The 24,612-nt window shown below is 57.0% G+C and carries 21 protein-coding genes; 12 read left to right on the top strand and 9 right to left on the bottom strand.

Annotated features, from left to right (window positions below):
* Positions 1–19: 19 nt before the first annotated feature.
* The 4 genes from ACW14G_RS10880 to ACW14G_RS10865 all read left to right on the top strand — a co-directional run bounded on the left by ACW14G_RS10880 (position 20) and on the right by ACW14G_RS10865 (position 3,279).
* Complete coding sequence (locus ACW14G_RS10880; protein ID WP_167575900.1) at positions 20–385, top strand: RidA family protein; 366 nt, start codon at positions 20–22, stop codon at positions 383–385.
* A complete protein-coding gene (locus ACW14G_RS10875) occupies positions 382–1,038 on the top strand; it encodes a helix-turn-helix transcriptional regulator (protein ID WP_249021851.1) in 657 nt (218 codons plus the stop codon). The genes ACW14G_RS10880 and ACW14G_RS10875 overlap by 4 nt, the downstream gene beginning before the upstream one ends.
* Complete coding sequence (locus ACW14G_RS10870; RefSeq protein WP_249021850.1) at positions 1,028–1,837, top strand: PhzF family phenazine biosynthesis protein; 810 nt, start codon at positions 1,028–1,030, stop codon at positions 1,835–1,837. Before ACW14G_RS10875 ends, ACW14G_RS10870 begins: the two co-directional genes overlap by 11 nt.
* Before the next feature lie 191 nt (positions 1,838–2,028).
* Positions 2,029–3,279, top strand: a complete 1,251-nt coding sequence (locus ACW14G_RS10865; protein WP_249021849.1) for a putative acyl-CoA thioester hydrolase — start codon at positions 2,029–2,031, stop codon at positions 3,277–3,279.
* Between the two features lie 73 nt (positions 3,280–3,352).
* On the opposite strand, the gene ACW14G_RS10860 is transcribed toward ACW14G_RS10865, so the two are convergent.
* From ACW14G_RS10860 to ACW14G_RS10845, 4 genes are all read right to left on the bottom strand, one after another.
* Entirely contained in the window at positions 3,353–4,786 is a 1,434-nt protein-coding gene (locus ACW14G_RS10860; protein ID WP_249021848.1) for an aldehyde dehydrogenase, read from the bottom strand.
* A gap of 131 nt (positions 4,787–4,917) precedes the next feature.
* Positions 4,918–7,041: a virulence factor SrfC family protein gene (locus ACW14G_RS10855; RefSeq protein ID WP_249021847.1), complete on the bottom strand. Its 2,124-nt coding sequence runs from the start codon at positions 7,039–7,041 to the stop codon at positions 4,918–4,920.
* A complete protein-coding gene (locus ACW14G_RS10850) occupies positions 7,038–10,019 on the bottom strand; it encodes a virulence factor SrfB (protein ID WP_249021846.1) in 2,982 nt (993 codons plus the stop codon). The genes ACW14G_RS10855 and ACW14G_RS10850 overlap by 4 nt, the downstream gene beginning before the upstream one ends.
* Before the next feature lie 3 nt (positions 10,020–10,022).
* Entirely contained in the window at positions 10,023–11,345 is a 1,323-nt protein-coding gene (locus tag ACW14G_RS10845) for an SrfA family protein (protein WP_249021845.1), read from the bottom strand.
* A 258-nt stretch (positions 11,346–11,603) separates the two neighbouring features.
* Between ACW14G_RS10845 and ACW14G_RS10840 the strand changes: the two genes are divergently transcribed.
* The gene (locus tag ACW14G_RS10840) at positions 11,604–13,202 is read left to right on the top strand and encodes an ABC transporter substrate-binding protein (protein ID WP_249021844.1); all 1,599 of its coding nucleotides are present in this window, start codon (positions 11,604–11,606) and stop codon (positions 13,200–13,202) included.
* A gap of 9 nt (positions 13,203–13,211) precedes the next feature.
* Positions 13,212–13,445, top strand: coding sequence for a DUF2526 family protein (locus ACW14G_RS10835; protein WP_163449542.1), 234 nt, complete (start codon positions 13,212–13,214; stop codon positions 13,443–13,445).
* A gap of 56 nt (positions 13,446–13,501) precedes the next feature.
* On the opposite strand, the gene ACW14G_RS10830 is transcribed toward ACW14G_RS10835, so the two are convergent.
* On the bottom strand, positions 13,502–13,951 hold the full coding sequence (locus tag ACW14G_RS10830; RefSeq protein ID WP_163449541.1) for a DMT family transporter: 450 nt from the start codon (positions 13,949–13,951) through the stop codon (positions 13,502–13,504).
* Positions 13,948–14,466, bottom strand: a complete 519-nt coding sequence (locus tag ACW14G_RS10825; protein ID WP_163449540.1) for a GNAT family N-acetyltransferase — start codon at positions 14,464–14,466, stop codon at positions 13,948–13,950. Before ACW14G_RS10825 ends, ACW14G_RS10830 begins: the two co-directional genes overlap by 4 nt.
* A 38-nt stretch (positions 14,467–14,504) precedes the next feature.
* Here ACW14G_RS10825 and ACW14G_RS10820 point away from each other — a divergent pair, with 38 nt between their 5' ends.
* Positions 14,505–15,080, top strand: a complete 576-nt coding sequence (locus tag ACW14G_RS10820) for a helix-turn-helix domain-containing protein (RefSeq protein ID WP_163449539.1) — start codon at positions 14,505–14,507, stop codon at positions 15,078–15,080.
* Between the two features lie 173 nt (positions 15,081–15,253).
* Entirely contained in the window at positions 15,254–15,919 is a 666-nt protein-coding gene (locus ACW14G_RS10815) for a GntR family transcriptional regulator (protein ID WP_167575889.1), read from the top strand.
* Positions 15,920–15,963: 44 nt separating this feature from the next.
* Here the strand turns inward: ACW14G_RS10815 and pqqU are convergent, their stop codons facing one another.
* Positions 15,964–18,075, bottom strand: coding sequence for a TonB-dependent receptor PqqU (pqqU, locus tag ACW14G_RS10810; protein WP_419058682.1), 2,112 nt, complete (start codon positions 18,073–18,075; stop codon positions 15,964–15,966).
* A gap of 257 nt (positions 18,076–18,332) precedes the next feature.
* Between pqqU and yncE the strand changes: the two genes are divergently transcribed.
* Positions 18,333–19,397 carry a 7-bladed beta-propeller protein YncE gene (gene yncE, locus ACW14G_RS10805; RefSeq protein WP_167575887.1) on the top strand — a complete coding sequence of 355 codons (1,065 nt, stop codon included), beginning with the start codon at positions 18,333–18,335 and terminating at the stop codon, positions 19,395–19,397.
* Positions 19,398–19,537: 140 nt separating this feature from the next.
* Positions 19,538–19,759 carry a YgdI/YgdR family lipoprotein gene (locus tag ACW14G_RS10800; protein ID WP_163449589.1) on the top strand — a complete coding sequence of 74 codons (222 nt, stop codon included), beginning with the start codon at positions 19,538–19,540 and terminating at the stop codon, positions 19,757–19,759.
* 11 nt (positions 19,760–19,770) lie between these two features.
* Here ACW14G_RS10800 and feaR read toward each other — a convergent pair whose 3' ends face one another.
* Positions 19,771–20,679: a transcriptional regulator FeaR gene (feaR, locus tag ACW14G_RS10795; protein WP_163449590.1), complete on the bottom strand. Its 909-nt coding sequence runs from the start codon at positions 20,677–20,679 to the stop codon at positions 19,771–19,773.
* A 233-nt stretch (positions 20,680–20,912) separates the two neighbouring features.
* Between feaR and ACW14G_RS10790 the strand changes: the two genes are divergently transcribed.
* Positions 20,913–22,412: an aldehyde dehydrogenase family protein gene (locus ACW14G_RS10790; RefSeq protein ID WP_249021842.1), complete on the top strand. Its 1,500-nt coding sequence runs from the start codon at positions 20,913–20,915 to the stop codon at positions 22,410–22,412.
* A 104-nt stretch (positions 22,413–22,516) separates the two neighbouring features.
* Here ACW14G_RS10790 and ACW14G_RS10785 read toward each other — a convergent pair whose 3' ends face one another.
* Positions 22,517–23,425 (bottom strand): LysR substrate-binding domain-containing protein, encoded by a 909-nt coding sequence (locus ACW14G_RS10785; protein WP_249021841.1) that lies wholly within the window; start codon positions 23,423–23,425, stop codon positions 22,517–22,519.
* Positions 23,426–23,530: 105 nt separating this feature from the next.
* On the opposite strand from ACW14G_RS10785, the gene ACW14G_RS10780 reads away from it, so the two are divergent.
* Entirely contained in the window at positions 23,531–24,556 is a 1,026-nt protein-coding gene (locus ACW14G_RS10780; protein WP_249021840.1) for a zinc-dependent alcohol dehydrogenase family protein, read from the top strand.
* The last annotated feature ends 56 nt before the right edge of the window (positions 24,557–24,612 follow it).

The following is a 24,612-nucleotide window of genomic DNA, read 5'->3' as shown; positions in this document are numbered from 1 at the left end:
TTAACCGCAGGAGTTGACGATGGCACTTGTCCGTTATCCCACGAGTAAACCTTTTCCTTTTTCCGACGCCGTTGCGGCGAACGGGTTTCTCTTTCTTTCTGGCCAGGTCTCAATGAGTCCGGACGGACAGCCGCTGTACGGTACCATTACCGAGCAGGTTAATCGGATTATGCATTCGGTCAGCGAGACGCTGGCGCGCGGTGACGCGCAATTGCGCGATGTGGTGCGCGCGCAGGTTTGGTTAAGCGATATGGCGCACTTCGCGGAGTTCAATCAGGCCTGGCGTCCATGGTTCCCCGAGGGTTTCCCCAGCCGAAGCGTCACCACCAGCCGACTGGCATTCGATCTCGACGTGGAAATTGAATTTCAGGCGGTGCTGCCATGAGCGCGGAACGGGATATCCTCATCGCCACCTTGAGCGCCTCGCTGGCGGCGTTGAAAGCGACATTACCGGCGAATACCGAAGTGGTATTGCACGATTTAACTCAGCCGCAATCCTCGGTAGTCGGTATTGTTAACGGTCACGTCAGCGGGCGGCAGGTAGGCGATGGACTGCTTAGCGGGCCAGAAGAAGATGATGGTTTTCTGGGGCTTATCGACGAGACGCAGCCGCCATCCTCAACGCGGCTGTTCAGCGGTTACACCTCGTACGCGCGCGGCGGTAAACCGTTAAGCAGCGCGTCGACGCTGTACTACGATGCCAACGGAAAGGCGGTGGCGGCGTTTTGCGTCAACGTCGACATGGAGCCGGTGATGCGTTTTCGTCGCGAACTGGATTATCTGGTTTCCGGTATGTCGGCAGCACAACCCGCGGAAAATCCTGCCACCTCGTTACCCGCGCAATCTCTGGCGGAGGTTCTGGCTCGTTTCCAGGCCTCCCCAGAGGAAAATCCAAAAGCGTTTCGCCTGCGGGTGGTCAGCGAACTGCATTCGATGGGCATTTTCAAAATTAAGGGCAGCGTCAATGAAGTCGCCAGAGCGCTCGGCGTGACGCGTTACACAATCTACAACTACCTGGATAAACTCAATGAACAATAATCTCCCGGCTACGCTTGCGTTTTATCAGGTTGATGCTTTTACCGCTAAGCCATTTGGCGGTAACCCGGCGGCGGTGATGCCGTTGACGGAATGGCCAGAAGACAGCGTATTACAAGCGATTGCCGCCGAAAATAACCTGTCCGAAACCGCCTTTTTTGTGCCGCTTGATGAGGGTTTTCATCTGCGCTGGTTTACGCCAGCGGTCGAAGTGGATCTCTGCGGCCATGCCACGCTCGCTGCGTCATGGGTACTGTTCAACGTACTCAACTATCCGCAAGAGACGCTGCGTTTCACCACCCGTAGCGGCTTGCTGACCGTCACGCGGCAGGGCGATGAGTTGTGCATGGATTTTCCGACGAAAACGCTCCAGCCGATTGACGAACCACAGGGGCTGCTGGCCGCGCTGGGCATTACCCATGGCGTAGAAGGATTCTGGCAATCAGATGACATTGTGGTGCTGGTGAAGGATAAAGCGATCGTTGAGGGGCTATCGCCCGATTTCAACCTGCTGTCGGCGTTTAACACCCGCGGGGTGATCGTCACGGCGCCAGATGATGCGGAGTTTGATTTCGTGTCACGCTGGTTTGGCCCGCAGGTCGGGGTGAATGAAGATCCGGTGACCGGTTCGGCACATACCTGGCTGGCACCGTTCTGGGCTAAACGCTGCGGTAAAAATACCCTTCATGCGCAGCAGGGCGGCGCGCGTAAAGGCACGCTGCGCTGTGTGTTGGGCGCTGATGGTCGTGTTTCGCTGTACGGGCAAGCGAAACTGATGATTGAGGGGACGTTCCGTCTGTAAAGCCGATGAACGATAAATCGCCCGTTGAGTGCCGGGTTGTCCGGTTAACGATAGTGTGTATGCTGGTGCTATATGGCCTGCTGATCTGGCTTTCCTGATGTCGTAAAGCGTGATCGTGCAGGGTTAAAATAAAATAACGTTCCATTATTATCGGTTCTCAGTTTCTATTTAACGTTGTTAATGGAGAACCGATGTCAAAAATACCTTATCTGGGCATGTCGACGCTGCTCTGTATGCCATTGGTGCTACAGGGCTGCGCCGCGCCTTCGTCAACAGGAACGGCGACAAGACCGCTGCTAACGGCGCAGGAAGCCGCACCGTATACCACCAAAAACTACTTCGCACAGGGTGGCCTGTTCAGCCAACCACAGGGGCCGTGGCAGCCGTCGGAAATTACCCTGACGCACATTGAGACACCATGGCGCGTCGCGCCAGAAGGCGCGCCTTACACCCGCGTCCAGCAGGCGGTGGATGCCGCTCTGGCTCATCATAAGGGCAATGAACGTCTCTACATTCGTCTTGAACCGGGCGTTTACAGCGGCACGGTGTATATACCCGACGATGCGCCGCCGATTACCCTTTTTGGTACGGGAAAAGGGCCTGAGGATGTACGTATTGAACTGGCGCTGGACTCGCAGTTCAGTCCGGCGAAATATCGTCAGACCGTCGACGCCGACCACTATCCGCCGACCTCGCCGGCGTATTACCAGTATGCGCTGTGTGCGGGGAAAACCACGGCGATGATCGGCACCAATTGCGCCGCGGTATTCTGGTCGCAAAGTCACGATCTCCAACTGGTCAATTTAACCATTGCCAACAGCCTGCTCGACACGGTTGACGGCGGCACCCACCAGGGCGTTGCTCTGCGAACCGACGGCGACCGCATTCAACTGCAAAACGTTCGCCTGCTTGGCCGTCAGGATACGCTCTATCTCAACGTCAGCAATCGGCGCAATGATGCGCTGACCGATCGCATTAATCGGGTTTACGTGCAGGATAGCTACATTGAAGGTGACGTTGACTATGTCTTCGGCCGCGCCAACGTAGTGTTTGACGGCGTGCATTTCCATACCGTCTCAAGCCGCCAATCGCCGGAAGCCTATGTGCTGGCACCGAATACGCTCCCCGACAATCCTTACGGTTTCCTGGTCAAAAACAGCCGTTTCACGACGGATGATGGCTACAAAGGCACCTTTAAAGCCAAGCTGGGCCGCGCATGGGATCAGGGGGCAGGGAAAACAGGTTATTTGCCGGGCAAGACCGCGAATGGGCAGGTGTTGATTGTGAACAGCACGATTGATAGCGGCTATGACAGCCTGTCGCCCTGGGGCGCGGCGGCGACTACCGCCAGGCCGTTTAAGGGGAACGCGGAGCCTTCACGTCAGTTGAACGATGTGAACACGAACCGTCTTTGGGAGTGGAACACGCGCTGGGAAAAATGAAAACCCGTAGCAGCGTAAAGAGGGCCGGATATAGCGTTAACGCTTTATCCGGCCTGATTCCTGGCAGGACGGCTTAAAACGGCAGCGTTCTCGGCTGCGTCTGCATCGTTACCCAGCGTAGCTCGGTAAATTCATGAATTCCCGCACGACCGCCAAAGCGCCCATACCCGGAGTCTTTGGTGCCGCCGAAGGGCATTTGCGCCTCGTCGTGCACCGTGGGGCCATTGATGTGGCAGATCCCGGTTTGCAGATTTTGCGCCACGTTCCACGCGCGGGCGGTATCGCGGCTGTACACCGCCGACGACAGACCGTAGGCGCTGTCATTGGCGATACGCACCGCCTCCTGCTCGTCACGGGCGCGGATCACCGCTTTCACCGGGCCAAATGACTCTTCGTGCCAGATACGCATCGCAGGCGTTACGCCATCGAGCAGCGTTGCTGACATCTGCGTAGAGTGGGCCTTGCCGCCGGTCAGCAGCGTCGCGCCTTTGGCCAACGCATCGTCAATCAATGCATTGCAGCGCTCAACGGTTTTCATCTCGACCACTGAACCTAACAGCCCGTCCGGTAGCGCGTTAACACGCTTCACCAGTGCGCTGATAAACGCTTCGGCAATGCGGTCCTCAACGATAATACGTTCGGTGGACATGCAGATTTGCCCGGCGTTAGCAAACGCGCCGAAAGTCGCGCCAGCGGCGGCCTGGGTAATATCGGCATCGTCCAGCACCAGCAAGGGCGCTTTACCGCCTAACTCCAGCACCACTGGTTTCAGATACTTCGCGCAGGTTTGGGCGATGATCCTTCCCACCGGCGTGGATCCGGTGAAGTTCACCCGTCTGACACCTGGATGAGCAATCAGCGTTTCGACAAAAGCCGGGGCATCCTGCGGCGCGCAGGTCAGATAGTTCACCACGCCCGCAGGGAATCCGGCTGCCGCCAGCGCATCAATAATCAGCCCCTGTGTCGCCGGAGAAAGTTCAGAACCTTTGAGGATCACCGTATTGCCGCAGGCAAGCGGGGTGGCAATGGCGCGAACCGCAAGGATAATCGGCGCGTTCCACGGCGCCATCCCTAACACCACGCCAGCCCCCTGACGTGTCGCCATCGCCAGATTGCCCGCAATATTGGACGGGATCACCTGGCCCTCAATCTGCGTGGTGAGCGCTGCAGCTTCACGCAGGATCTCCGCGCCGAGGTGGACGTTAAACTCTGCCCAGTGCGCTGTCGCACCGGTTTCAGCATTCATGGTGGCAATAAACTGCTCGCGGCGTTGTTCAAGCTCATCTGCAGCGGCAAGCAGCAGGCGACGTCGCTCGCCGGGTGTGGTGTCACGCCAGGCGGGAAACGCGGCGGCAGCGGCGTCTGCGGCGTGTGTGGCATCAATGAGACCCGCTGCTGGAGCGGTACTGGCAACGGCGTCGTTGACGGGATTCAGGCGTGTAAAGGTCGCATTGCCTTGCGCGGCGCACGCTTCGCCGTTAATCAACAGGGTACAGGTGATGGTCATGGAAACCTCTTCTGGGCTCGGGTAACGCTCTGAGTGTAGAGAGGCGCAAGCGTGCTGAATATCCATGATACGGATTTCGCACGCTTTTTTTCAGCTTTTGAAAGCGGTTCACATCCTTGTGCCGCCGAGGGTTACGCGAGTCGCGCCCGCAGCTCGCGCTGGCTGCTATCGCTGAGTTGGAGGAGGTTCACTGTCTCGCCCGATTCCGTGCTGCGGGCATACAGCGCGACCAGCCAGTCGTACACGTAGCGTGTGGCGGCGTGTACCGGCTGTTCGCCAAGCTGAGTCAGGCGTGCGCTGGAGGTTGGCGCATCGTGGGCGAAAACCGCGCTGCCTTTGGCGATACGGCTGGCGGGGCGCTGGCTGATGGGCTGTTCAGCGTAGCCCAGCCAGTGAATAAAGTTCGCGATGATCGCCCGCAGCTGCGCCGCGCCAGCCTGCTGTTCTGCGCTTGCGTGGCGTAACTGTTGCGCCAGCCCTTGTCGTTGGCTGGCGGTCATCAGCGCAAGTACCAGCTGCTGTTGAGTGGCTGATGTGAGCTGCGGGTGCGGCTGGCGACTCCACTGGCGCAAATGTTTACACCACAGGGCATAAACCTGTGATCCCCGATCCTGATACGTCGGCGTAGTCTGACTGACGGCTTCCGGAGCGGCGAACAGGTCGACGGATTCATTAAACAACCCGCTGGCTTTTTCTTCACGCTGCTGCTGAACCTGGCACAACGCCTCGAACGCGGGCAGAGCGGGAAGCAGACTCTCCAGCAGCTCGCCGTGGCGCGAAGCGTGCGTTTGCAGTTCACGAATCATCGTTTCCGCCTGCGTGGCGTCATGGCTTGTCGACGCGAGCAGCGGCTGGCACAGGGTGATCAACTGCTGTTGAAGGGTGTTTGCCATGGCGGCAAAACGGCGCTGGCGCAGTTCAGGCTGTGTGGCCTGCGACAGCCATTCCATCAACCGTTGCAGGCTGCTGTGATCCAGCGCTTGCAGCGTTCCCCAATGTTGGCCTGGTTTACCAACCAGCTGTTGAATCGCCTCGTCAAAGTGACGCTTATGTACAAAACGATCGTCTTCCGGCGTAATGGCCCACACCAGCCCCGGCAGTTTATTCTCCTGCGTGGGTTGGGTGTCGTTTACCCAACGCAGTAACGCCCTGGCGGTAGACGGAATCGCCGCGCGCTGGGTGGTAGCGTTACACACCAGCAGGATATCCGGTTGCCGATGCTGACGATAGTTTTCCAGCAGCCAGCGACATTTACTGGCCCACAGCGGGGTGTCAGGGGTGAGCGACGGCACGGGAATATCAATAATGTCCACATTGTCGAGCACGCCTTGTTCCGCGTTCAGCACCAGTTCAACGGTTAGCAGCGCCAGGGTGGCAACCGGTATGCTGACCGCATTCTGATAACCATCGTCGGTGAGCGGATGCACCAGTACCGCGTCATCGCTCTCAACGCCCGGCGTCAGGAACGCATCCATCGGCAGGGTAAACGCATCCACCAATAAACTCAGCGGCGCCATTACTTCCCGGCGGTTGCCCGCCTGGTGCAGGGTATGTGCCAGCGTCAACCATTGCTGGGTGAGTTCCTGTTGTTCACCCCACAGTAGCGACCACGCCCGAGCGCGCGCGGTGAGATCCAACGACGGCAGGAGATGCGCGAACTGGTACCACAGATCGTCATCGATCGTCTGGTACGCCGTCGGTAGCGTATCGCGCCAGAAGCGGGCCACGCTGGCCACTTCCGCCGCTGTCAGGCCCGGCACCGGCTGCGGCTGGCGTAGGTTCTGCCAACCGCGCAGGCGGGAGGCGATAAGGTGGCTATCCGGTGGGCGAATATCGCCGCGCTGCCAGGCATGGGCGATAAACAGCTGTACCAGCTCAGCTTCACTTATCAGTACCAGCCGCAGTGGGAAGGCGTCGTCCGGCGTAGGCTGCTCGCGGCTAAAGCGAACCGCCATTTGCGTGAGGCTGTGACCGGGATTGATATGGCTGAAGTAGTCCAGCGTTTTGCTGCCGGTTTGCACCGTCAGACGGCCATCGCCGCTGCCGCACAGGGTGCGCAGCAGGTGGGCTTTAGAGGCCTGTGAATGGCCAAACAGCGCGATGCTGGCGGGCTGGGCGCGAGTGTCCTGACGCGCTTTCTGCTGGGCGTCGAGCGCCAGCAGTCGAATCAGCAGTGCGTTGGCGTCATCATCCAGTAACGGATGCTCCTGACGGGCGGCAGCGAGCCAGTCGATTACTGCGGCTATCGTGGTCATTTGAGGAATACGCTCCCGCTGTCGATCCAGTAGTGGCTGCCGCTATGGCGACGGTCAGCCAGGGTATTGAGTTTCAGGGTCAGGGCATCTGGCGAAACCGGCGTGCCGTCCTGAAGCCAGGCGTCGCTCAATACAAACGACAGCGGCGCTTCGTGTCGGCTACCGCCTTCAAGCTTCAGGCGAACCTGCAGCACGCCGTCTCCGGCGATGGCTTTCGCCAGTTCTGGCGAGTTGATGCTCAACGTATACAGCGGCGTCGCGGGCCAGCGGGTGTTCGCCAGTTGGCGGAAGCCGAGGGTTACATTGCCGCGCAGCGGGAAGTGCAGGCGGGCATCCAGCCTGGCGCCGGGTTTGTCGAGATCGAGATCGTGGTACCAGATATTTTCATCGCGCAGCGTGTTGACGGTTTTATCCAGTACCCCCAGATAGCGCACGGTGGAGTACGCGCCAATATCGGCGGCTTTAAAGTTGAAGTGCGGCAGGCGTAGGTCCAGCGCCAGGCTGCACAGCATCGCTCCCACAGCGGCGGTGGATTTCGGATTGCCGATACGCCCCTGTTGGCTGAACGGATACCATTCATGGACATGATATTTATCCAGCCAGACCATCCGGTTGACCGGCACTGGCTGAAGGTAGCGGATCAGCGCCTGTATGCCCGGCAGGCAGCCGGGCCGCCCGGTAATCAGCAGCACGTCGCAGGCATAGTGTGAGATTGCCTCGCAGAGCGCGTGCAGCGGACCGGCGAGGGTAAACTCACCGGCGAGCATGGCTTCCTGCAATCGGCTGAAGGTCACTTCCAGCGGTACGGCCAGCAGGTCGAACGGCGCGCTACCGGAAGGCAAGGCGTGCTCTACGGCCTGGCCGACGTAGTTCATTACGTTACGCGTCGGCGCCTGGTTCAGCAGTTCACCGAAGGTGGCATGTAATCCAGCGAGCGGATCCTGCGGGTCGCTCTGTTCCCACGCCGCCAGAATGGCGTGGCCGATGGGCATAAAGAGTTGCAGCGTGGTTTGCTGGCGCAGCACGGCCTGAGTATCCAGCCTGCCGGAGTCGCCAAACAGCGTGGCCATCAGCGCCTGTGCGTCAGCGACGCCGGATTTTTGCAGCTGGGTTTGCAGCGCGGGCAGCACGCAGCGCTGAATAATATCCAGCAGGACATCATCCCCGGCAATTTTAAATCCTTCGCGGAACAGCAGCTGTGGGGTGATTTTGACGTTGCCGCCAATACCGTCGTCCAGTTGATACTGGGCGATAGCCATGTCTGTCGTGCCGCCGCCGAGATCGAGCGAGGCGATGCGCAGCGCGCGGCCCGGCGCGATGCCTGGCTCCGGCTGGCGGTCCGGCCGCGCCATCGCTGCAAACAGCGCTTCGGTCTGCCCGGAGAAATGGGAAATCGCTTCGTTGTAAAGCCACACCAGCTGGCCGCAGCTGGCTTCATCCCACTCCATATGAATTTTCGGGATGGGCACGACGCTTTTTTCCTGCACGCGGACAGGGGCAAAATCATCATCCTGCGGGTGCCAACCCATCGCTTTCCACACCAGCGCGATAGCTTCAAACATCCGGCGGCGGAAAATTTCGCGTTCCTGCTTTGGCATGGCCGACGGTAGCGTGAGGATCAGCGTACGCAGCTGGCGCGGTGAGGCGGGGAAGCCCAGGCGAAGGCGGGTGGCGACGCTGTTAATCTGCCCCAACGCCTGTGCCAGCAGTTCGCACAGCATATGGGTCATCAGGGTGCTGCGGCTGTACTGAGGCGAGAAGACCGGCATCCGCTCGTCTGGCGGTAGGGTAAACAGCGGCTGGCCTTCGTCGTTCATCAGGTTCATCAGCGGGAAGGCGGTGGCCAACGGTTCGCGCTGGGTCTTGCCATTCATCTGGCTAAAGCGCCAGTCCTGCACGGTCGGTGTCTCATCCCACAAATAGCGGCGTGGGCTGGAGATACCGCTGTAGCCTTCCGTACCTAAACGCTGCATCGCCAGCTTACGGGCTTCATCACCCACACGCACCAGCGATGGCCAGATAAACGCGTCTTCGCGGCCGCTTTCCACCGAGAAATGCTGCTTGCCAAACCGTGATTCCGAGAACTCGACGCGGCTGGTGAACAGCGGTTCATTCAGATATTGCGGTTCGCTTAATGAGCGCACTTGCAGCTCGGCGGTCTGGCGTAAACCGTCGTTCGCGTCGCCGTGATCTTCGATAATGACGCCACAGGTATGGGTGTTACCCACGTCGAGGATCAAATCTACCGGGATGGCCGGGGTGCTCAGCGTGGCGGTGACGATTTTAATTTCCGGCACCGTCAATTGTTCGCCCAGCAGCGCCAGAATATTCAGCCAGTGGCCCTGATATTCAAAACTGCGCAGCGCCTGTGCCACATCGCGTTCGCTTCGGGATTCATGAGTGGCAACGGTCTGCTGGAAAACTTCACGCAGCCAGCCGTCAATCCATGTTTGATCGAGGAAGTCGCTGATTTCATTGTCGCGCCACGCCAGCGCAAAGCGGGTACCGTTGAGCAGATCGCTGGCGACGGGCGACAGGCCGTTGGCGTCATCGTCGCTGATCTGGCTATCAAACGCTAACGTCACGCGGTGCGTATTGCCCGCGTTGTCCGGTTCCGCCAGGCGACGAATCTGCACGCGCGCCCAGTTGTCCGGTCCTTCAACGAAGGTGCGCGGCGGGTTAAAACGCAGGAACGGCAGCGGCAGCCAGATGCCGTCTAACAGCGTGAGTGAGTGGTGCAGGGCCAGGGTCGATTCCGGTTTCACCACCTCGGGCGCGCGTCCGGCTTCACCGGGCAGCGTGTAGCGCTGATTGACGACGTCATAGTCCAGACGTAGCAGCGGGCCGTTAGCGGTTTTTCGCACGAAACGACCGTTTTGCAGCGACTCCTGCGGGCTAAGGCCAAAGTCGAGAAACTGCACGCCGCTGTTGGCAATTAATGTGACGCTCTGTTTGTAATCGCAAAGAGTGACCAGCATAGGTTACGCTCCCGTCTTCTTAAAGGTCAGCGGTACCACCGTTCTGGCGTCAAAGCGGGCGGTGCACACAGCCACGTTGCTGTTGCCGGGTTTACAGCTGATTTCCGGCAGCGGGTAGCGGGCGCCGTCGCTGCACTGGGCGTTGCCGCGGCTTTTGATCATCAGCTCGCCGTTTTGATGCAGGCCAGAAAAGACCGCGGCTTTACAGACGATATTGCCTTCTCGCACGAGGCGCACGGCGCCTTTATTGTTCTGAATCTGGTAGCGCAGGCTTGGCGCTTTACCGGTATGCGCGTCGCTGATATCCATCTGTGCCCGCCAGTTGCCGTTGAGGAAGCGCGTGGTGCCTGCGCGCATTTGGTCGGCATCCATCACCAGCGCATCTTTTGGAATAACGGCAATCACCACCGGTTTTTCTTCTTCTTTCACCACCGGTTCCGCTTTCACACTGGCCTGATGCAACGGCAGGTCGGTAATCAGTACCGGCATGGCGGGCGCTTGCGGGAGGGCTGGCGCGTCGGCAGTCTGAACGACGGGCTCGGACTCAGCCTGAGTGGTCGGGATCATCATGGGAACCGCAATCGCTACGGCGGCAACAGCGGCGGCAATCGGCAGGCCCCATAGCCAGCGCGGACGGCGCGTTCTGGCGACCGTCATCGGTATCATCGGTTCGGCGGGTACCTGCGGTTCTTCAGGCTCCTCCACCGGCAGCGTGTAGGCGTTAATCAACGGTTCATTCGCTGAAATCAGCGGCGCATCGGCTTCGCTAAACGTCACCACGGCGGGTTCGGGTTCTTCTACGAGAGGCACTTCGTCAATGGTCGGCGCTTGTGGTTGTTCCGGTTCAACGTAGCGCAGACAGTCGAATACGTCTTCACGTGCGCCTTCGTTGAGGTTCACAAAGCCCCAGAAGCTGATAACCGGCTTACCGTCGACGAGGAACAGGTGATTTTCACCAGGAAATTGCAGCGATTTATCCAGCAGGGCGCCGAACAGTTGTTGTGCGGTTTTGTCGGATTGCAGGCATTTTTTGCTGAGCGTGCGTGCGCTCTCCTGCAAACCTTCTAAATAGTGCAGCGCCCGCGTGCGTGAGGTTTCATCCGCCGCTTTCCAGCTCATCGCCGTACCATCAATGGGCGAATACCAGTCCACCCGGTCGCCTTCATCATTTAACTGCGGTATCGCCAGGCAGTCGACCAGCGCGTTTTGCTTTCGTAAACGCAGGGTTTCGCGCACCTGAAGCGCGGAATGAAATACGGTTTGCCCGCCGCCGCCCACGGCCTGAAAGTCATCAAGACTTCCGCTGCGTAAAAGAGTTTTTGCCACGTTCCTGTCCCATAGACTTCTTCACGGCATTACTTTACGCAAAGCAAAATGCAACAAACGGCGAAAGAGAGGGGTAAATCGGGTAATTCTCGCGGCATTGAATCGCTGGACTTAAGTCAAACCTGAGGAATCGCCGATGAAGAAACCAACAAATTAAGGTTATTCAGCATAACCTGAGACAAATTGGTTATTTGCCAGTTATCCGGGGCTGTGCTGTTATTAAGCCGTTAATATAATAAAATCGAAAGGCTTATAACCATGACCACAGGGAAAACGCTCCTCGCGCTGGCGCTCAGCGCGTTGTTACCGGCAAGCGCCGCCTGGGCGGCGAACAACGACACACTCGTCTACTGCTCCGAAGCCTCGCCGGAGTCCTTTAACCCGCAAATCGCCAGCTCAGGCCCGACGTTCGTCGCCAGTTCGCAAACGCTGTATAACCGGCTGATCAACTTTGACCCGGTGAAAAATACACCGATTCCCTCGCTGGCTACCGACTGGACGATTTCCCCGGATGGGCTGACTTATACCTTTACGCTGCGTCAGGGCGTGAAGTTCAACAGCAATAAATTCTTTACGCCGACTCGCGACTTTAACGCTGATGACGTGATTTTCTCCGTACTACGACAGAAAGATAGCGATCATCCGTACCATAAGGTTTCGCAAGGCAACTACGAATATTTCAACGACGTGGGTCTCGCTAAGCTGATTAAGTCGGTGAAAAAGCTCGATGACTATCACGTGCAGTTTGTTTTGAGTGAACCGAACGCCGCATTCCTGGCCGACTGGGGGATGGATTTTGCGTCTATCCTGTCGGCGGAGTACGCCGATGCGATGATGAAAAAAGGCACGCCGGAAAACGTGGATAACTGGCCGATTGGTACCGGACCGTACGTGTTACAGCAATATAAGGCTGACTCGCAGATTCGCTACCTTGCGAACCCGAACTACTGGGACGGCGCGGTGCCGACGAAGCACCTGATCTTCGCCATCACCCCGAACGTCGAGACGCGTCTGGCCAAGCTGCAAACCAACGAATGCCAGATTATCCCTGCGCCGTCGCCGGTACAGTTTGATGTGATTAAAAACAATCACGATCTGGCGTTGCATGCGGTCGAAGCCCTGAACGTTGGCTATCTGGCGTTTAATACCGAGAAAAAGCCGTTCGATAATGTGCTGGTCCGCCAGGCGCTGAACTACGCTACCGACAAGCAGGCGATCGTCAATGCGGTATTTATGGGCTCCGGCACGGTGGCAAAATCACCGATCCCGCCAAACATGATGGGCTTTAATAAAGATCTGAAAGATTACAGCTACGATCCTGAAAAAGCGAAAGCGTTGCTGAAACAGGCCGGGTTAGAGAAGGGGGTTGATGTGACGCTGTGGTCAATGCCGGTGCAGCGCCCTTACAACCCGAACTCGCGCCGGATCGCGGAAATGATCCAGAACGATTGGGCCAAAGTGGGCGTGAAGGCCAAAATTGTGACCTATGAGTGGGGGGAGTACCTCTCCGGTATCCGCAAAGGCGAACATGGCAGCGCGCTGTACGGCTGGATGTCGGACAACGGCGATCCGGATAACTTCGCCAATACGCTGCTCGGATGCGATAGCATTAAAACGGGCTCTAACGCCGCGCGCTGGTGTAATAAAGAGTATGATGGCCTGGTGAAAAAAGCGCTGGTGGTGAGCGACCCGGCGAAACGTGCCGCGCTCTACGAGCAGGCGCAAGAGATTTACTACCAGCAGGCGCCGTGGATTGCGTTGGCGAACGGCAAAACGTTCTATGCCACGCGTAGCAACGTAACCGGCTACAGCGTAAGCCTGATGGGCAGCGATTTCTCGAAAGTGAAAATCAATTAAGGAGCAGGTATGTCACATCTGGATGAGGTCATCGCGCGCGTTGACGCGGCGATTGAAGAGAGCGTGATTACGCACATGAATGAGCTGCTGGTGGCGCTAAGCGACGATGCAGAGCTGAGTCGTGAAGATCGTTTTACCCAGCAGCAGCGCCTGCGCGTGACGATTTCCCATCACGGGCAGCATCTGCGCGAGCAGGAAGAGTCACGTAAAGAGCAGCTCACTCAGGGTGGAACAATCCTGTAAACCGCTCTGGCCGGGCTGAGCCCCGGCCAGGCGCAGCGCGGGGAGGCGGCGCTGATTCAGAACTGCCTCCTCGCCACCAGCCACGCCCCGACAATCAACATCACCGCGCCGCACACCGGCCCCACCAGCGCTCGCCAGGGCACACCATGGCTGCGCATCACGTCCATCACCAGACCGCCGATAAGCTGGCTGGCGACCAGCACGGCAATCGTGGTTGCCGCGCCCACGTACTGATAGCCGCTGATGCTGGCAAAGACGAAGAACGAACCCAACAGACCGGGAAGCAGCGTCCACCACTTAACGGTGGAGATGAGTTCGTTTACGCCCGCCAGCCCGTGTTTGATCAGCAGAATACTGACGAATAGCACAATACCAACCAGTGAATTGAGCAGCATCGCCACCAGAATCGTCGAGGCCGATTGGGTGATCCGCACCATCAGCGTGTTCTGGATAACCAGGCCGATGCCGGCGGCAACCAGAAACGTCAACGTGAGGGATTGATTCATGCTTTACCGTCCGGATCGCGACGATTATCCAACTGAAGTTGCATAAAGGTGAGGTCCAGCCAGCGGCCAAATTTGGTGCCCACCTGCGGCATTTGCCCGGTGGTGACAAAACCGTGCTTTTCGTGCAAATGCAGGGAGGCATGGTTTTGCGACTCGATGCCTGCGACCATTACGTGCTTACCGCGCCGCTTCGCTTCTTCAATCAGCGCGGCGAGCAGAATATGGCCCAGCCCCTTACCCTGATGGTCCGGATGGACGTAAACGGAGTGTTCGACGGTATGGCGGAATCCATCGAACGCGCGCCAGTCACCGTAGGAGGCATAGCCCGTCACCACGCCGTTTTCTTCGCTGACCAATACGGGAAAGTGCCCAAGCTGACGCGCTTCAAACCAGGCAATGCGGTTGTCGGTATCGACGGTTTTATCGTTCCAGATGGCCGCGGTATGCAGCACGGCGTGATTATAGATGGCCGCAATCGCGGCGCAGTCTTCTTTGGTCGCAAAACGAATAGGCATGGTTGCACCCTGTGTGTTGTTCACTATAGTATAACGATATGAATACTATTGAAGACAACTTAAATCAACGGATCGGCGCAAGAATTCGTATTGAGCGCGAATCGCGAAGCTGGTCGCTGAGTGAGTTAGCCGAGCGCGCTGGCGTATCTCGGGCGATGATTCACAAAATTGAGCGCGGTGAAAGCAGCCCCACGGCGACGCTGCTGGCGCGGCTTTCCGGCGCGTTCGGCATCAGCATGTCAACCTTGATTGCCCGCGCCGAGATTCAGGAGGGGAAACTGCTGCGTTTCGCGGACCAGCCCGTGTGGCACGATCCACAAAGCCACTATCTGCGGCGTCATGTTTCGCCGCGCGGTGAGTTGCCTGTCGATTTAGTACAAATTGAGCTTCCCGCAGGTAGCGATATCCCGATGCCGGCTTCGGCTTACGCGATGGCGCGTCAGCTGATCTGGGTGCAGCAAGGGGAATTGCTCTTCATGGAAGGGGAGACCGGGCATCGTATGCAGGCTGGCGACTGTCTGGAGCTGGGGCCGCCGAACGACTGCCGCTTTATTAACGATAGCGGTCATACATGTGTTTATCTGGTTGTTCGTTTGAATCTTCCACTCTCGTGATTATTTCGCTAATGACGTATTAATGCGTCATTTGGCGAAGCGCTCTCAATCGCTTTTAATTTCACGTCTGCAACATGTGAAAAATATATATTGTGTTTTTTGCACAAAACAGGAAACGCCAGCTATTAATTATTATAGGCTCTGGGCCAATTAACCGTGGGGTTATAATAAATATGCTGGATTTTGCTAAAGCACAACGTATGAGCCTGACACAGCAGGTTGAGAATAATATCAAGAACGCACTTATCATTGGCGCATTAAAACCCGGTGCCCGACTCGTGACGCGTGAAATAGCCGCGAATCAAGGGATCAGCATTACACCCGTTCGCGAGGCGCTGCTGCGGCTGGTCTCCTTGGGGGCATTGCAGGCCGCACCGGCGCAGGCATTTATGGTTCCGGTGCTAACCGATTCCAGCTATCAGGAAATAACCCAGATACGAAAAAATCTCGAAGGAATGGCGGCCGCAGCGGCCTCCGGGAATATGACCGCACAAAAAATGCAGGAACTCCATCATCTGTTGGCGTTACTGCATGAAGCAAAAGCCTCTGGTGATATCACCCGCATGCTGCAGAGCAATTACCAGTTTCGTTTTCGAATATATGAATACGCGGAAATGCCCACTTTAATGATTATGATCGAACAATTATGGGTTCGGGTAGGGCCAAGTTTCCACTATTTATATTTAAATTCAGTAGAACCGTTTCAGCAAACCAATTTATATCAGCGCCTGCTGATGGCGCTGGAGAAAAAAGACTCGATGGCCAGCCATACGGCAATGTGCCAGATTGTTGATGAATCAGCGCATTTTTTACAGCGCCAGTATTGCCCTAGCCATTAATCTGCAAATACGTTTCCGGGTTTCCCCGGAAACGTTCACGCGCTTTACTCAAAACGCCAGGCGACATTCACGCCAACGCCGTAGTTACGCCCAGGAGCCGGTTCGTAATAACGACCATTCGACTCGTTGACGATAACGGAGCCGACATATTGGCGGTCGAAAAGGTTATCGACCCGGCCAAACACATCCAGATTCCAGTTGCCGATATCGAACTTGTAGCCGGTGTTCAATCCGACAACCGTCCACGATGGCGCGCGGGCGGTGTTTTCATCGTTGGCCATAATATCGCTCATATAGCGCACGTCGGCACCCGCATACCAGCCGTTCTCCGGTTCATAGCCCAGAGAGGCAAAGCCCATATTGCGCGCAATCCCGGGAATGCGATTGCCATTACAATTGGAGTCATCACAAACGTTGGTACGATAGGTCGCGTCAAGCCAGGTCCAGGCCGCTTTGGCGCGCCAGTTTTCAGCGAATTGCTGATCCAGCGACAACTCCGCCCCCTGGCGACGTGTTTTACCGGCGTTTTTGTAGCTGGTACGTCCGCCGCTGCTGCTGTCGACGACAATTTCGTTATCGGTATCTGTCTGGAACAGCGCTGCCGTCAGCAAACCGTTGCCAATACGCGTTTTGCTGCCAATTTCCACCGTTTCGTTGGTCGAAGGTTGTAATCCAAAGTTCAGTCCGCCGCGATCGTCCGAACGGTAGGAAAGCTCGTTAATCGTCGGGGTCTCAAAGCCGCGTCCGGCGGAGAGATAGACGTTCCACGCATCGGTGACCGCGTACTTCAACGATCCCGCAGGTAGCCATTTGTGATAGCTGGCGTCGCCGCTATCGTCGCCATTTGTCGCGGTGATGTAGTGGTCGTTGGAGTCAAACCACACTGAGCTGTAGCGCACGCCTGCATCAAGACTGAGTTTATCGGTTAACTGCCACTGGGTTTGCAGGTAGGGATCGACGTTCCACATCAGGTTGCGTTCATTGCGACGCAGATTACCTTTCTCACCGTATTCCGGCGTGGTGCCATTCATCACGAAGTTTTCGTAACCGCGACGCTTCTCGCTCATGTTCTCGTAGTTCAGGCCGGTGGTGAAGCTGACCGGAACCAGCAGTTCGCCGCGGTGCGTCCAGCGGGTATCGATGCCCTGATAGTGACGATCGAGGTCGATCACGCCGCCCGCATGGGTGGGTTTAAGCTGCGGGGCACGTGGAATCGACTGATACTGCGTGGTTTGACGTTCACCAGCGTACATCATGACGCTTAAATCGTCCTGTTCACTGAGCTGACGCTCGTAGCGCAGGCCTGCCTGGGTCTGTTTTACGCTTTTGCGCATGTTGTACTGGTCACCACGCGGCGACTGCTCGCGATTCTGGTGCAGTTCGTTGTAGTCCAGCCCACCGGGATCGTTGGCCTTAATATCGACACTGTTAAACAGCAGGGTCAGCTTGCTGACATCGTTGATGCGTACACCCAGTTTGGCGTTGGCGAGGTTTTTGCGCGCCGCGCTGTGGTCGCGATAACCACGGGTGATGAATCGATTCGTCGACACGGTGTAATCGACATCCCCCGCGTGACTACCGTCGCCGACGGCGCCCGTCGCTTTCATACCGTAATGCCAGGTGCCATAGCTACCGTAATAGCTGCTGGCTTCCAGCGTGGTGGGCTGTTTGCCGCTTTCGGTGGTGACGTTGACTACGCCGCCGGATGAGTTGCCGTATAGCGCGGAGAAGGGGCCGCGTAGCACGTCAATATGATCGACGCTACCAATATCGATGTTTGACGTTTGCCCCTGACCGTCTGGCATGGTCGCCGGGATGCCGTCAACGTACATGCGAATACCGCGCACACCGTAGGTGGAGCGTGAACCAAAGCCGCGAATCGACAGCTGGAGATCCTGGGCGTAGTTCTGCCGGTTCTGAATTTGTAAACCCGGCACGGCGCCGAGCGATTCTGACAGGTTAACGCGCGGCGTGGCGTGGCGCATATCCTCGCCGTCAACCACGCTGACCGCGGCCGGCGTATCCAGCTCAGAGACGGTTTGAGGCGTGGCGGTCACAATTAACGTTTGTTCGTCAGCGGCCCAGGAAAAGGGGGAGAAAGCAAGCGGCAACAGCAGCACAGGCAGCGTCGCTGAGCGCACAGAAATGATTTTCATGAAAAACTCGCAAAATGTACCAAATGGAACAGACTCTGAATAGAGTAATACTTTTGTAAATATATTGAAAACTTTAGCAGCATAAATGGTTAATTTCAGGTGATGAAATAGAAACTTTTTGCCGCACGGTAGAAAGAAAAGCTCCACTTTGTATAAATTAATGATTACTATTCGCATCTACAAAACGTAGCGCCATGACGCTGCGAAGGCTGAAGCCATGTGAGCAGTAACAATTAAGTTCATCAAAGGGAGTCGTCATGTCATTACGTCAATTGTCCGCACCGCGCCTGCGCCGTTCTCTGTTGTTGAGTGCCTTACTGCTGGCGGGAAGCTTTAGCGCGCAGGCCGCAGAGGAAATGCTGCGTAAAGCGGTCGGTAAAGGGGCATATGAAATGGCCTACAGCCAGCAGGAAAATGCGCTGTGGCTAGCCACCTCACAAAGCCGTAAAACGGATAAAGGTGGGGTGGTGTACCGCCTGGACCCGACTACGCTGGAAGTGACCCAAACGATCCATAACGATCTTAAACCGTTTGGTGCCACTCTGAACTCGCAGACCCAGACGCTGTGGTTTGGCAACACCATCAACGGTGCTGTCACCGCCATTGATGCGAAAAGCGGTGACGTGAAAGGGCGTCTGGTGCTTGATGGCCGTCAGCGTAGCGAAACGGTGAAACCGCTGCAGCCACGTCAGCTGGCGGTGAATGAGAAAACCAACACCGTGTATATCACCGGTGTTGGGAAAGAGGGCAGCGCGGTATGGGTGGTTGATGGCGATAAAATCGCGCTGAAAACCACAATCGAAGGCACCGGCAGCTTCGGCACCGGGCTGGCGGTTGATGCGGAGAAACAGCGCCTGTACGTGACGAACGCCGACGGCGAGCTGGTGACCATTGATACCGCGAGCAACAAAATCGTCAATCGTCAGAAATTGCAGGACGATGGCAAAGAACACTTCTACATCAACCTGAGCCTGGATACCGCCGGTCAGCGCGCCTTTATTACCGACTCGAAACAGCCGGAACTGCTGGTGGTGAACCTGAAAGATGGCAAAGTGTTGTCGAAGGTGGATACCAAAGAAGGGCTGGCGGTGCTGTTTAACCCGACGCGTAATGAAGTCTATGTTACCCAGCGCAAAGCGGGCACCGTGACGGTTATCGACGCCAAAGATTACAAGGTGACCAAAACCATTCAGACCCCGACCTTCCCGAACAGCCTGGCGCTGTCTGCCGATGGCAAAACGCTGTTTGTGAGCGTGAAGCAGGAATCTACTCGTCAGAAAGAGGCGACCGCCCCGGATGATGTGATTCGTATCGCGCTGTAACCTTTAACGGGAGACGGTCGACGTCTCCCGTATCCTGCTAATTTATCTTCTGTTACATCCGGTTTATTTCATTTTGCGCCATCGGGCATACAATGCACCCACTTAACCCCACGGTGGGTAGAAGAATGAACGGAGAAACCATGAAAAAATCTTTATATGCGCTGTGTGCGGGCCTGATGGTTCTGGCGCTGGCGGGTTGCACCACTAACTACGTGATGACCACCAAAAGCGGACAAACGATTGTGACGCACGGCAAGCCGCAGCTGGATAAAGAGACCGGTATGACCAGCTATACCGATCAGGACGGCAACGCGCGAGAAATTAACAGCAGTGACGTGGCGCAACTGGTCGAAGATAACTGATTGCGCTGACCTCAGCGGCCGCGTTTACGATACTCTCCCGGCGACATGCCAAACCGCTGTTTGAAGGCGGTGGAGAAGTGGCTGTGGTCGCTGAACCCCCAGCGGTAGCCAATTCCCGCCAGCTTTTCATCGTCGTGCGCGCTCAGCAGCGCCTGGGCGCATAAATCTAAACGGCGATTTTTTATATATTGCGCCACCACCAGACCTTTATCAGCAAACAGCCGGTACAGACTACGAACCGACATCCCGGTTTCGCTGGCCAGCCATTCAGGACGCAGATGTTCTTCCTGGATAGCATCGTCGATCAAGCGCATGATTTTTTGATATTGCTTCTCTCGCCGCGAGGGCTGGACATCCTGTTGATGCAGCATCGGACGCAGCAGGCAGACCATCGCATCGAGCGCCGCTTCGCTTTCGCTGGCCGAAAGTTGCGGGCTGCTCATGCTTTCATGCAGCAGACGTTGGCTGAGCTGCACCATCGGTAGCGATTTATCCAGACGGGTGGCGACGCGAATTCCGCTGCCGCGCAGCTGGTTTTCCAGCAGTTGGCGAGGCAGCAACAGCGAGACCTGACGCGAGGTTTGCTGCCAGAGAATAGAACAGGGACGTGAAGCATCAATCAGCGTCATGTCGCCGCTTTGCAGGCACACCTGACGATCGTCCTGCTCAATGCTGGCTTCGCCGGAAAGCTGAAAAACGGTATAGAACCAGGCATCATTGCCGCCGCGGATCTCCTGACGCGTGCGATACAGATTGACGTTGCGGGTGGTGACGGTACTGAGCTTCAGGCTGCCCGCATAGCTGGTATCAATCTCGCCGTGGAAGTCGCCTTCCAGCGGACGTGCGGCAAAATGCCCGCAGACCTGATTAATCTTCGCCAGCCAGTCATGATACGTCTCACCGCCTTTTACCGCTGCCATACGTCATCTCTGCAATGAAAATGTGATGTTATTGTTGCATTTGTGTTTCTTTAAACAAGGCCGTTCACAGGAATATATGAAAGAACTATTACCTGCGACACACTTCTGCCAACGCAATCTGCTTAATTGCGGCGTCTGTCACAGCCGCACAAGCGAATGTCACAGAGACAAAAGCGACTTCTTCAGACCCGCCGTAGACTGAAATGACTAACCGCGAAGAATAAGGAGACGATATGTCCTCAGCACAGGTAGCGCTGCTCCCAGGCGTGCAGCAATTTTTAGACCGTCAGCATGGCCTGTTTATTGATGGCGCGCAGCAGGCGGCGCAGAGTGAAAAACGTCTCACCGTTTGGGATCCGGCGACCGGCAAAGCGATTGCCACCACGGCCGATGCCAATGCGGCCGACGTTGATCGCGCGGTGATGTCCGCCTGGCGCGCGTTTGTTTCCCGCAGTTGGGCCGGTCGAACGCCTGCGGAACGTGAACGTATTTTGCTGCGTTTTGCTGACCTCGTTGAACAGAACGGCGAAGAACTGGCCCAGCTGGAAACGTTGGAGCAGGGCAAATCGATCAATATCTCCCGCGCTTTCGAAGTGGGCTGTACGCTGAACTGGATGCGCTACACCGCCGGATTAACCACTAAAATCAGCGGCCGCACGTTGGATGTTTCCATTCCGTTCCCGCCGGGCGCGCGCTATCAGGCGTGGACCAAAAAAGAGCCGGTCGGGGTGGTTGCCGGTATCGTGCCGTGGAACTTCCCGCTGATGATCGGCATGTGGAAGGTGATGCCCGCGCTGGCGGCGGGGTGCTCTATCGTGATTAAGCCATCTGAAACTACGCCGCTGACGATGCTGCGCGTGGCTGAACTGGCTATCGAGGCCGGGGTGCCGGAAGGTATTTTCAACGTGGTCACCGGTAGCGGCGCCGAGTGCGGTGCGGCGTTAACCTCGCATCCACATGTGGCCAAGGTGAGCTTTACCGGCTCGACCGCCACTGGCAAACAGATTGCCCGCGTTGCCGCCGACAGGCTGACCCGCGTCACGCTGGAACTGGGCGGGAAAAACCCGGCGATCGTCCTGAAAGACGCCGACCCGGCGTGGGTGATTGAAGGGCTGATGACCGGCAGCTTCCTCAATCAGGGGCAGGTGTGCGCGGCCAGTTCACGCATCTATATTGAAGCGCCGCTGTTCGACACCCTGGTGAGCGGTTTCGAGCAGGCGGTGAAATCGCTGCAGGTGGGGCCAGGTATGCTGGAGACCACACAGATTAACCCGGTGGTTTCTCAGGCGCACTGCGCTAAAGTGGCGGCTTATCTGGACGAGGCACGTAAACAGAATGCAGAGCTGATCGCCGGCAACGGCGGCCCGGACGCGCAGGGTTTCTACATTCCGCCGACGCTTGTTATCAACCCGGACGCCAACCTACGCTTAACCCGCGAAGAAGTGTTTGGCCCGGTCGTGAACCTGGTGCGCGTCACCGACGGCGAAGAGGCCCTGCGCCTGGCCAACGACAGCGACTTCGGCCTGACCGCCAGCGTCTGGACCCGCGACCTGACCCAGGCGCTGAACTATACCGACCGCCTGCAGGCCGGCACGGTATGGGTCAACAGCCATACGCTGATTGATGCTAACTTGCCGTTTGGCGGCATGAAACAGTCGGGCACGGGGCGTGATTTTGGCCCGGACTGGCTGAACGACTGGTGTGAAACCAAGTCGGTGTGTGTTCGTTACTGAGTGATGCCGGGTGGCCTACGGTTGAGGCGATACTTAAACCTATCGCCATATTCTGTAGGCCTGATAAGCGAAGCGCCATCAGGCAACCAGGCGAGTTCCGGCGTTTATGCGACAGTCATCATCGCGGGCAACTCGCTTATCAGTTTATCGACGGCCAGCCGGACCTTAAGAGAAGGATGGGGCGTTCTCAGCCATACGGCATAAACTGGCCACGTTCCCGAAGACTGCGCTTTTAATATTTGTTTCAGTTCGCCGTTAAGCAGTTGCTCTTTGACCAGCCAGTAGGGCAGCCAGACAATCCCCGCTCCCGTTAACGCACTGTCTTTTACCGCCTGCATATCATCCATCATGATTCTGGCAGGAGGATTCATCTCGATTGCTTCCCCACGCTCATTTTGCACTCGCCATTTGAGAATGCGCCCGGAATGAATGTAGGCCACCGCCTCGTGTTGATGAAGGTCTTCTGCACAAGTGGGCTCACCGGCGTGGCGGAGATAATCCGCAGAGGCGCAGAAAACCATGGTGTGCGAGGCCAGCTGCCGTGCAATCAGGCTACTGCTGTCGGCCAGTGCGCCGATCCTGACGGCCAGATCGAACCCTTCTTCTGACAAATCAACCTGGCGATCGCTGAACGAGATTTCCAGTATCAGCTGCGGATGTTCTTTTGCCAGCGCCGATAATAGCGGCGCAATACACAAGTGGCCGAGCAGAACAGGAACGGACACCCGTAGTTTGCCGTTTGCCTGGAGTTTGCCGCTGTCCAGGATATCCTCTGCCGTTTTGATTTCCGCCAGCGCCCGGCGACAGTATTCGTAATAAAGCGAGCCTTCGTCGGTCAGACTCTGGCTGCGGGTGGTACGGCTAAAAAGGGTTACGCCTAATCTTTCCTCAAGCCGGGAGACGGTTTTGGCTACCGCCGAACGCGTGACGTGAAGTTTGGCGGCAGCCTGTGAAAAGCTCACCGATTCAGCCGCGGCGACAAAGACGGGAATACTGTTCAATTCACTTTTCATATTGTTGCCATTCAGGAATCAATCAGAGGAAATACTATCTCCACTGTAGCGTAAAGCGCAATGTTACCATCCATAACATCCGTGATTAACTTTGCAGGAATCGCCATGAACCGTACGATGAAACGTTGGACGCTAAACGAAACCGGACGTCAGAATCTCAAACTCACCGAAGCAGAAATCCCGCAGCCCGGCCAGAATGAAGTCCTGGTGCGGGTGAATGCGGTCGCTCTTAACTACCGGGATAAGGTCATTATTGAAGGGGGAATGGGGAACGGTATGCCCATGCCTTTCACCCCCGGTTCCGATATGGCTGGCGTGGTCGAGGCCGTTGGGCCTGGGGTGACCCGTTTTCGCCCTGGCGATCGCGTGATTTCTTCTTTTAACGCCGACTGGATTGATGGCAAGCTGGAAAATAATGCCGCCAATCCGCATTACAACACCCTGGGGTACGCTATCCAGGGCGTTCTGGCGGAATACGTCGTGATGCGTGAAGCGTGGCTGGTTGCGGCGCCACGAACGCTCAACGACGCGCAGGCCAGTACGCTGGTGTGTGCGGGGCTGACGGCCTGGTTTGCCCTGGTTGAGCGTGGCCACCTGCATGCCGGTGAAACCGTACTGGTTCAGGGCACGGGCGGCGTGGCGATCTTTGTCCTTCAGATTGCCAAAGCGATGGGGGCCGAAGTGTTTATTACCTCATCCAGTGACGACAAGCTGGCAGCAGCGGTGGCCCTTGGCGCTGATCATGGTATTAACCGCAACAAAGAGGACTGGGTTGACGCGGTCTATCGGCTGACTCATCAGCGAGGTATCGATCACGTTGTGGATACCGTTGGTGGCCGTAATTTTGCCGATTCTGTTCGCGCGGTGGCGTCGCACGGTCGTATCTCACTCATTGGGATGATGGACACGCACGACACCTCAGCACCAGGGGGATTACTGTTGCTCAAATCGCCAACCGTTCAGGGGATTGGCGTTGGCCATCGGCGGGCGCTGGAAGATCTGGTTCGTGCCGTTGACACGATTGCCCTGAAACCGGTTATCGACAAATCTTTCCGCTTCGACGAATTACCAGAGGCGCTAAACTACCTCGATAAAGGCGCGTTTGGCAAAATCGTCATTCAGATTAACTGATTGCCGGGGAGGTCACCTTACTCACCGGGATACAGGCGAGCAGGGGACACGCGCTG

Source organism: Kluyvera sp. (genome assembly GCF_965301105.1).
Note: the sequence above shows the minus strand (reverse complement) of the source record. Positions and strands in the feature narration are given on the sequence as shown.

Coding starts and splice junctions, on each gene's coding strand:
- ACW14G_RS10880 (WP_167575900.1), top strand. CDS start 20: ATGGCACTTGTCCGTTATCCCACGAGTAAACCTTTTCCTTTTTCCGAC.
- ACW14G_RS10875 (WP_249021851.1), top strand. CDS start 382: ATGAGCGCGGAACGGGATATCCTCATCGCCACCTTGAGCGCCTCGCTG.
- ACW14G_RS10870 (WP_249021850.1), top strand. CDS start 1,028: ATGAACAATAATCTCCCGGCTACGCTTGCGTTTTATCAGGTTGATGCT.
- ACW14G_RS10865 (WP_249021849.1), top strand. CDS start 2,029: ATGTCAAAAATACCTTATCTGGGCATGTCGACGCTGCTCTGTATGCCA.
- ACW14G_RS10860 (WP_249021848.1), bottom strand. CDS start 4,786: ATGACCATCACCTGTACCCTGTTGATTAACGGCGAAGCGTGCGCCGCG.
- ACW14G_RS10855 (WP_249021847.1), bottom strand. CDS start 7,041: ATGACCACGATAGCCGCAGTAATCGACTGGCTCGCTGCCGCCCGTCAG.
- ACW14G_RS10850 (WP_249021846.1), bottom strand. CDS start 10,019: ATGCTGGTCACTCTTTGCGATTACAAACAGAGCGTCACATTAATTGCC.
- ACW14G_RS10840 (WP_249021844.1), top strand. CDS start 11,604: ATGACCACAGGGAAAACGCTCCTCGCGCTGGCGCTCAGCGCGTTGTTA.
- ACW14G_RS10835 (WP_163449542.1), top strand. CDS start 13,212: ATGTCACATCTGGATGAGGTCATCGCGCGCGTTGACGCGGCGATTGAA.
- ACW14G_RS10830 (WP_163449541.1), bottom strand. CDS start 13,951: ATGAATCAATCCCTCACGTTGACGTTTCTGGTTGCCGCCGGCATCGGC.
- ACW14G_RS10825 (WP_163449540.1), bottom strand. CDS start 14,466: ATGCCTATTCGTTTTGCGACCAAAGAAGACTGCGCCGCGATTGCGGCC.
- ACW14G_RS10820 (WP_163449539.1), top strand. CDS start 14,505: ATGAATACTATTGAAGACAACTTAAATCAACGGATCGGCGCAAGAATT.
- ACW14G_RS10815 (WP_167575889.1), top strand. CDS start 15,254: ATGCTGGATTTTGCTAAAGCACAACGTATGAGCCTGACACAGCAGGTT.
- pqqU (WP_419058682.1), bottom strand. CDS start 18,075: ATGAAAATCATTTCTGTGCGCTCAGCGACGCTGCCTGTGCTGCTGTTG.
- yncE (WP_167575887.1), top strand. CDS start 18,333: ATGTCATTACGTCAATTGTCCGCACCGCGCCTGCGCCGTTCTCTGTTG.
- ACW14G_RS10800 (WP_163449589.1), top strand. CDS start 19,538: ATGAAAAAATCTTTATATGCGCTGTGTGCGGGCCTGATGGTTCTGGCG.
- feaR (WP_163449590.1), bottom strand. CDS start 20,679: ATGGCAGCGGTAAAAGGCGGTGAGACGTATCATGACTGGCTGGCGAAG.
- ACW14G_RS10790 (WP_249021842.1), top strand. CDS start 20,913: ATGTCCTCAGCACAGGTAGCGCTGCTCCCAGGCGTGCAGCAATTTTTA.
- ACW14G_RS10785 (WP_249021841.1), bottom strand. CDS start 23,425: ATGAAAAGTGAATTGAACAGTATTCCCGTCTTTGTCGCCGCGGCTGAA.
- ACW14G_RS10780 (WP_249021840.1), top strand. CDS start 23,531: ATGAACCGTACGATGAAACGTTGGACGCTAAACGAAACCGGACGTCAG.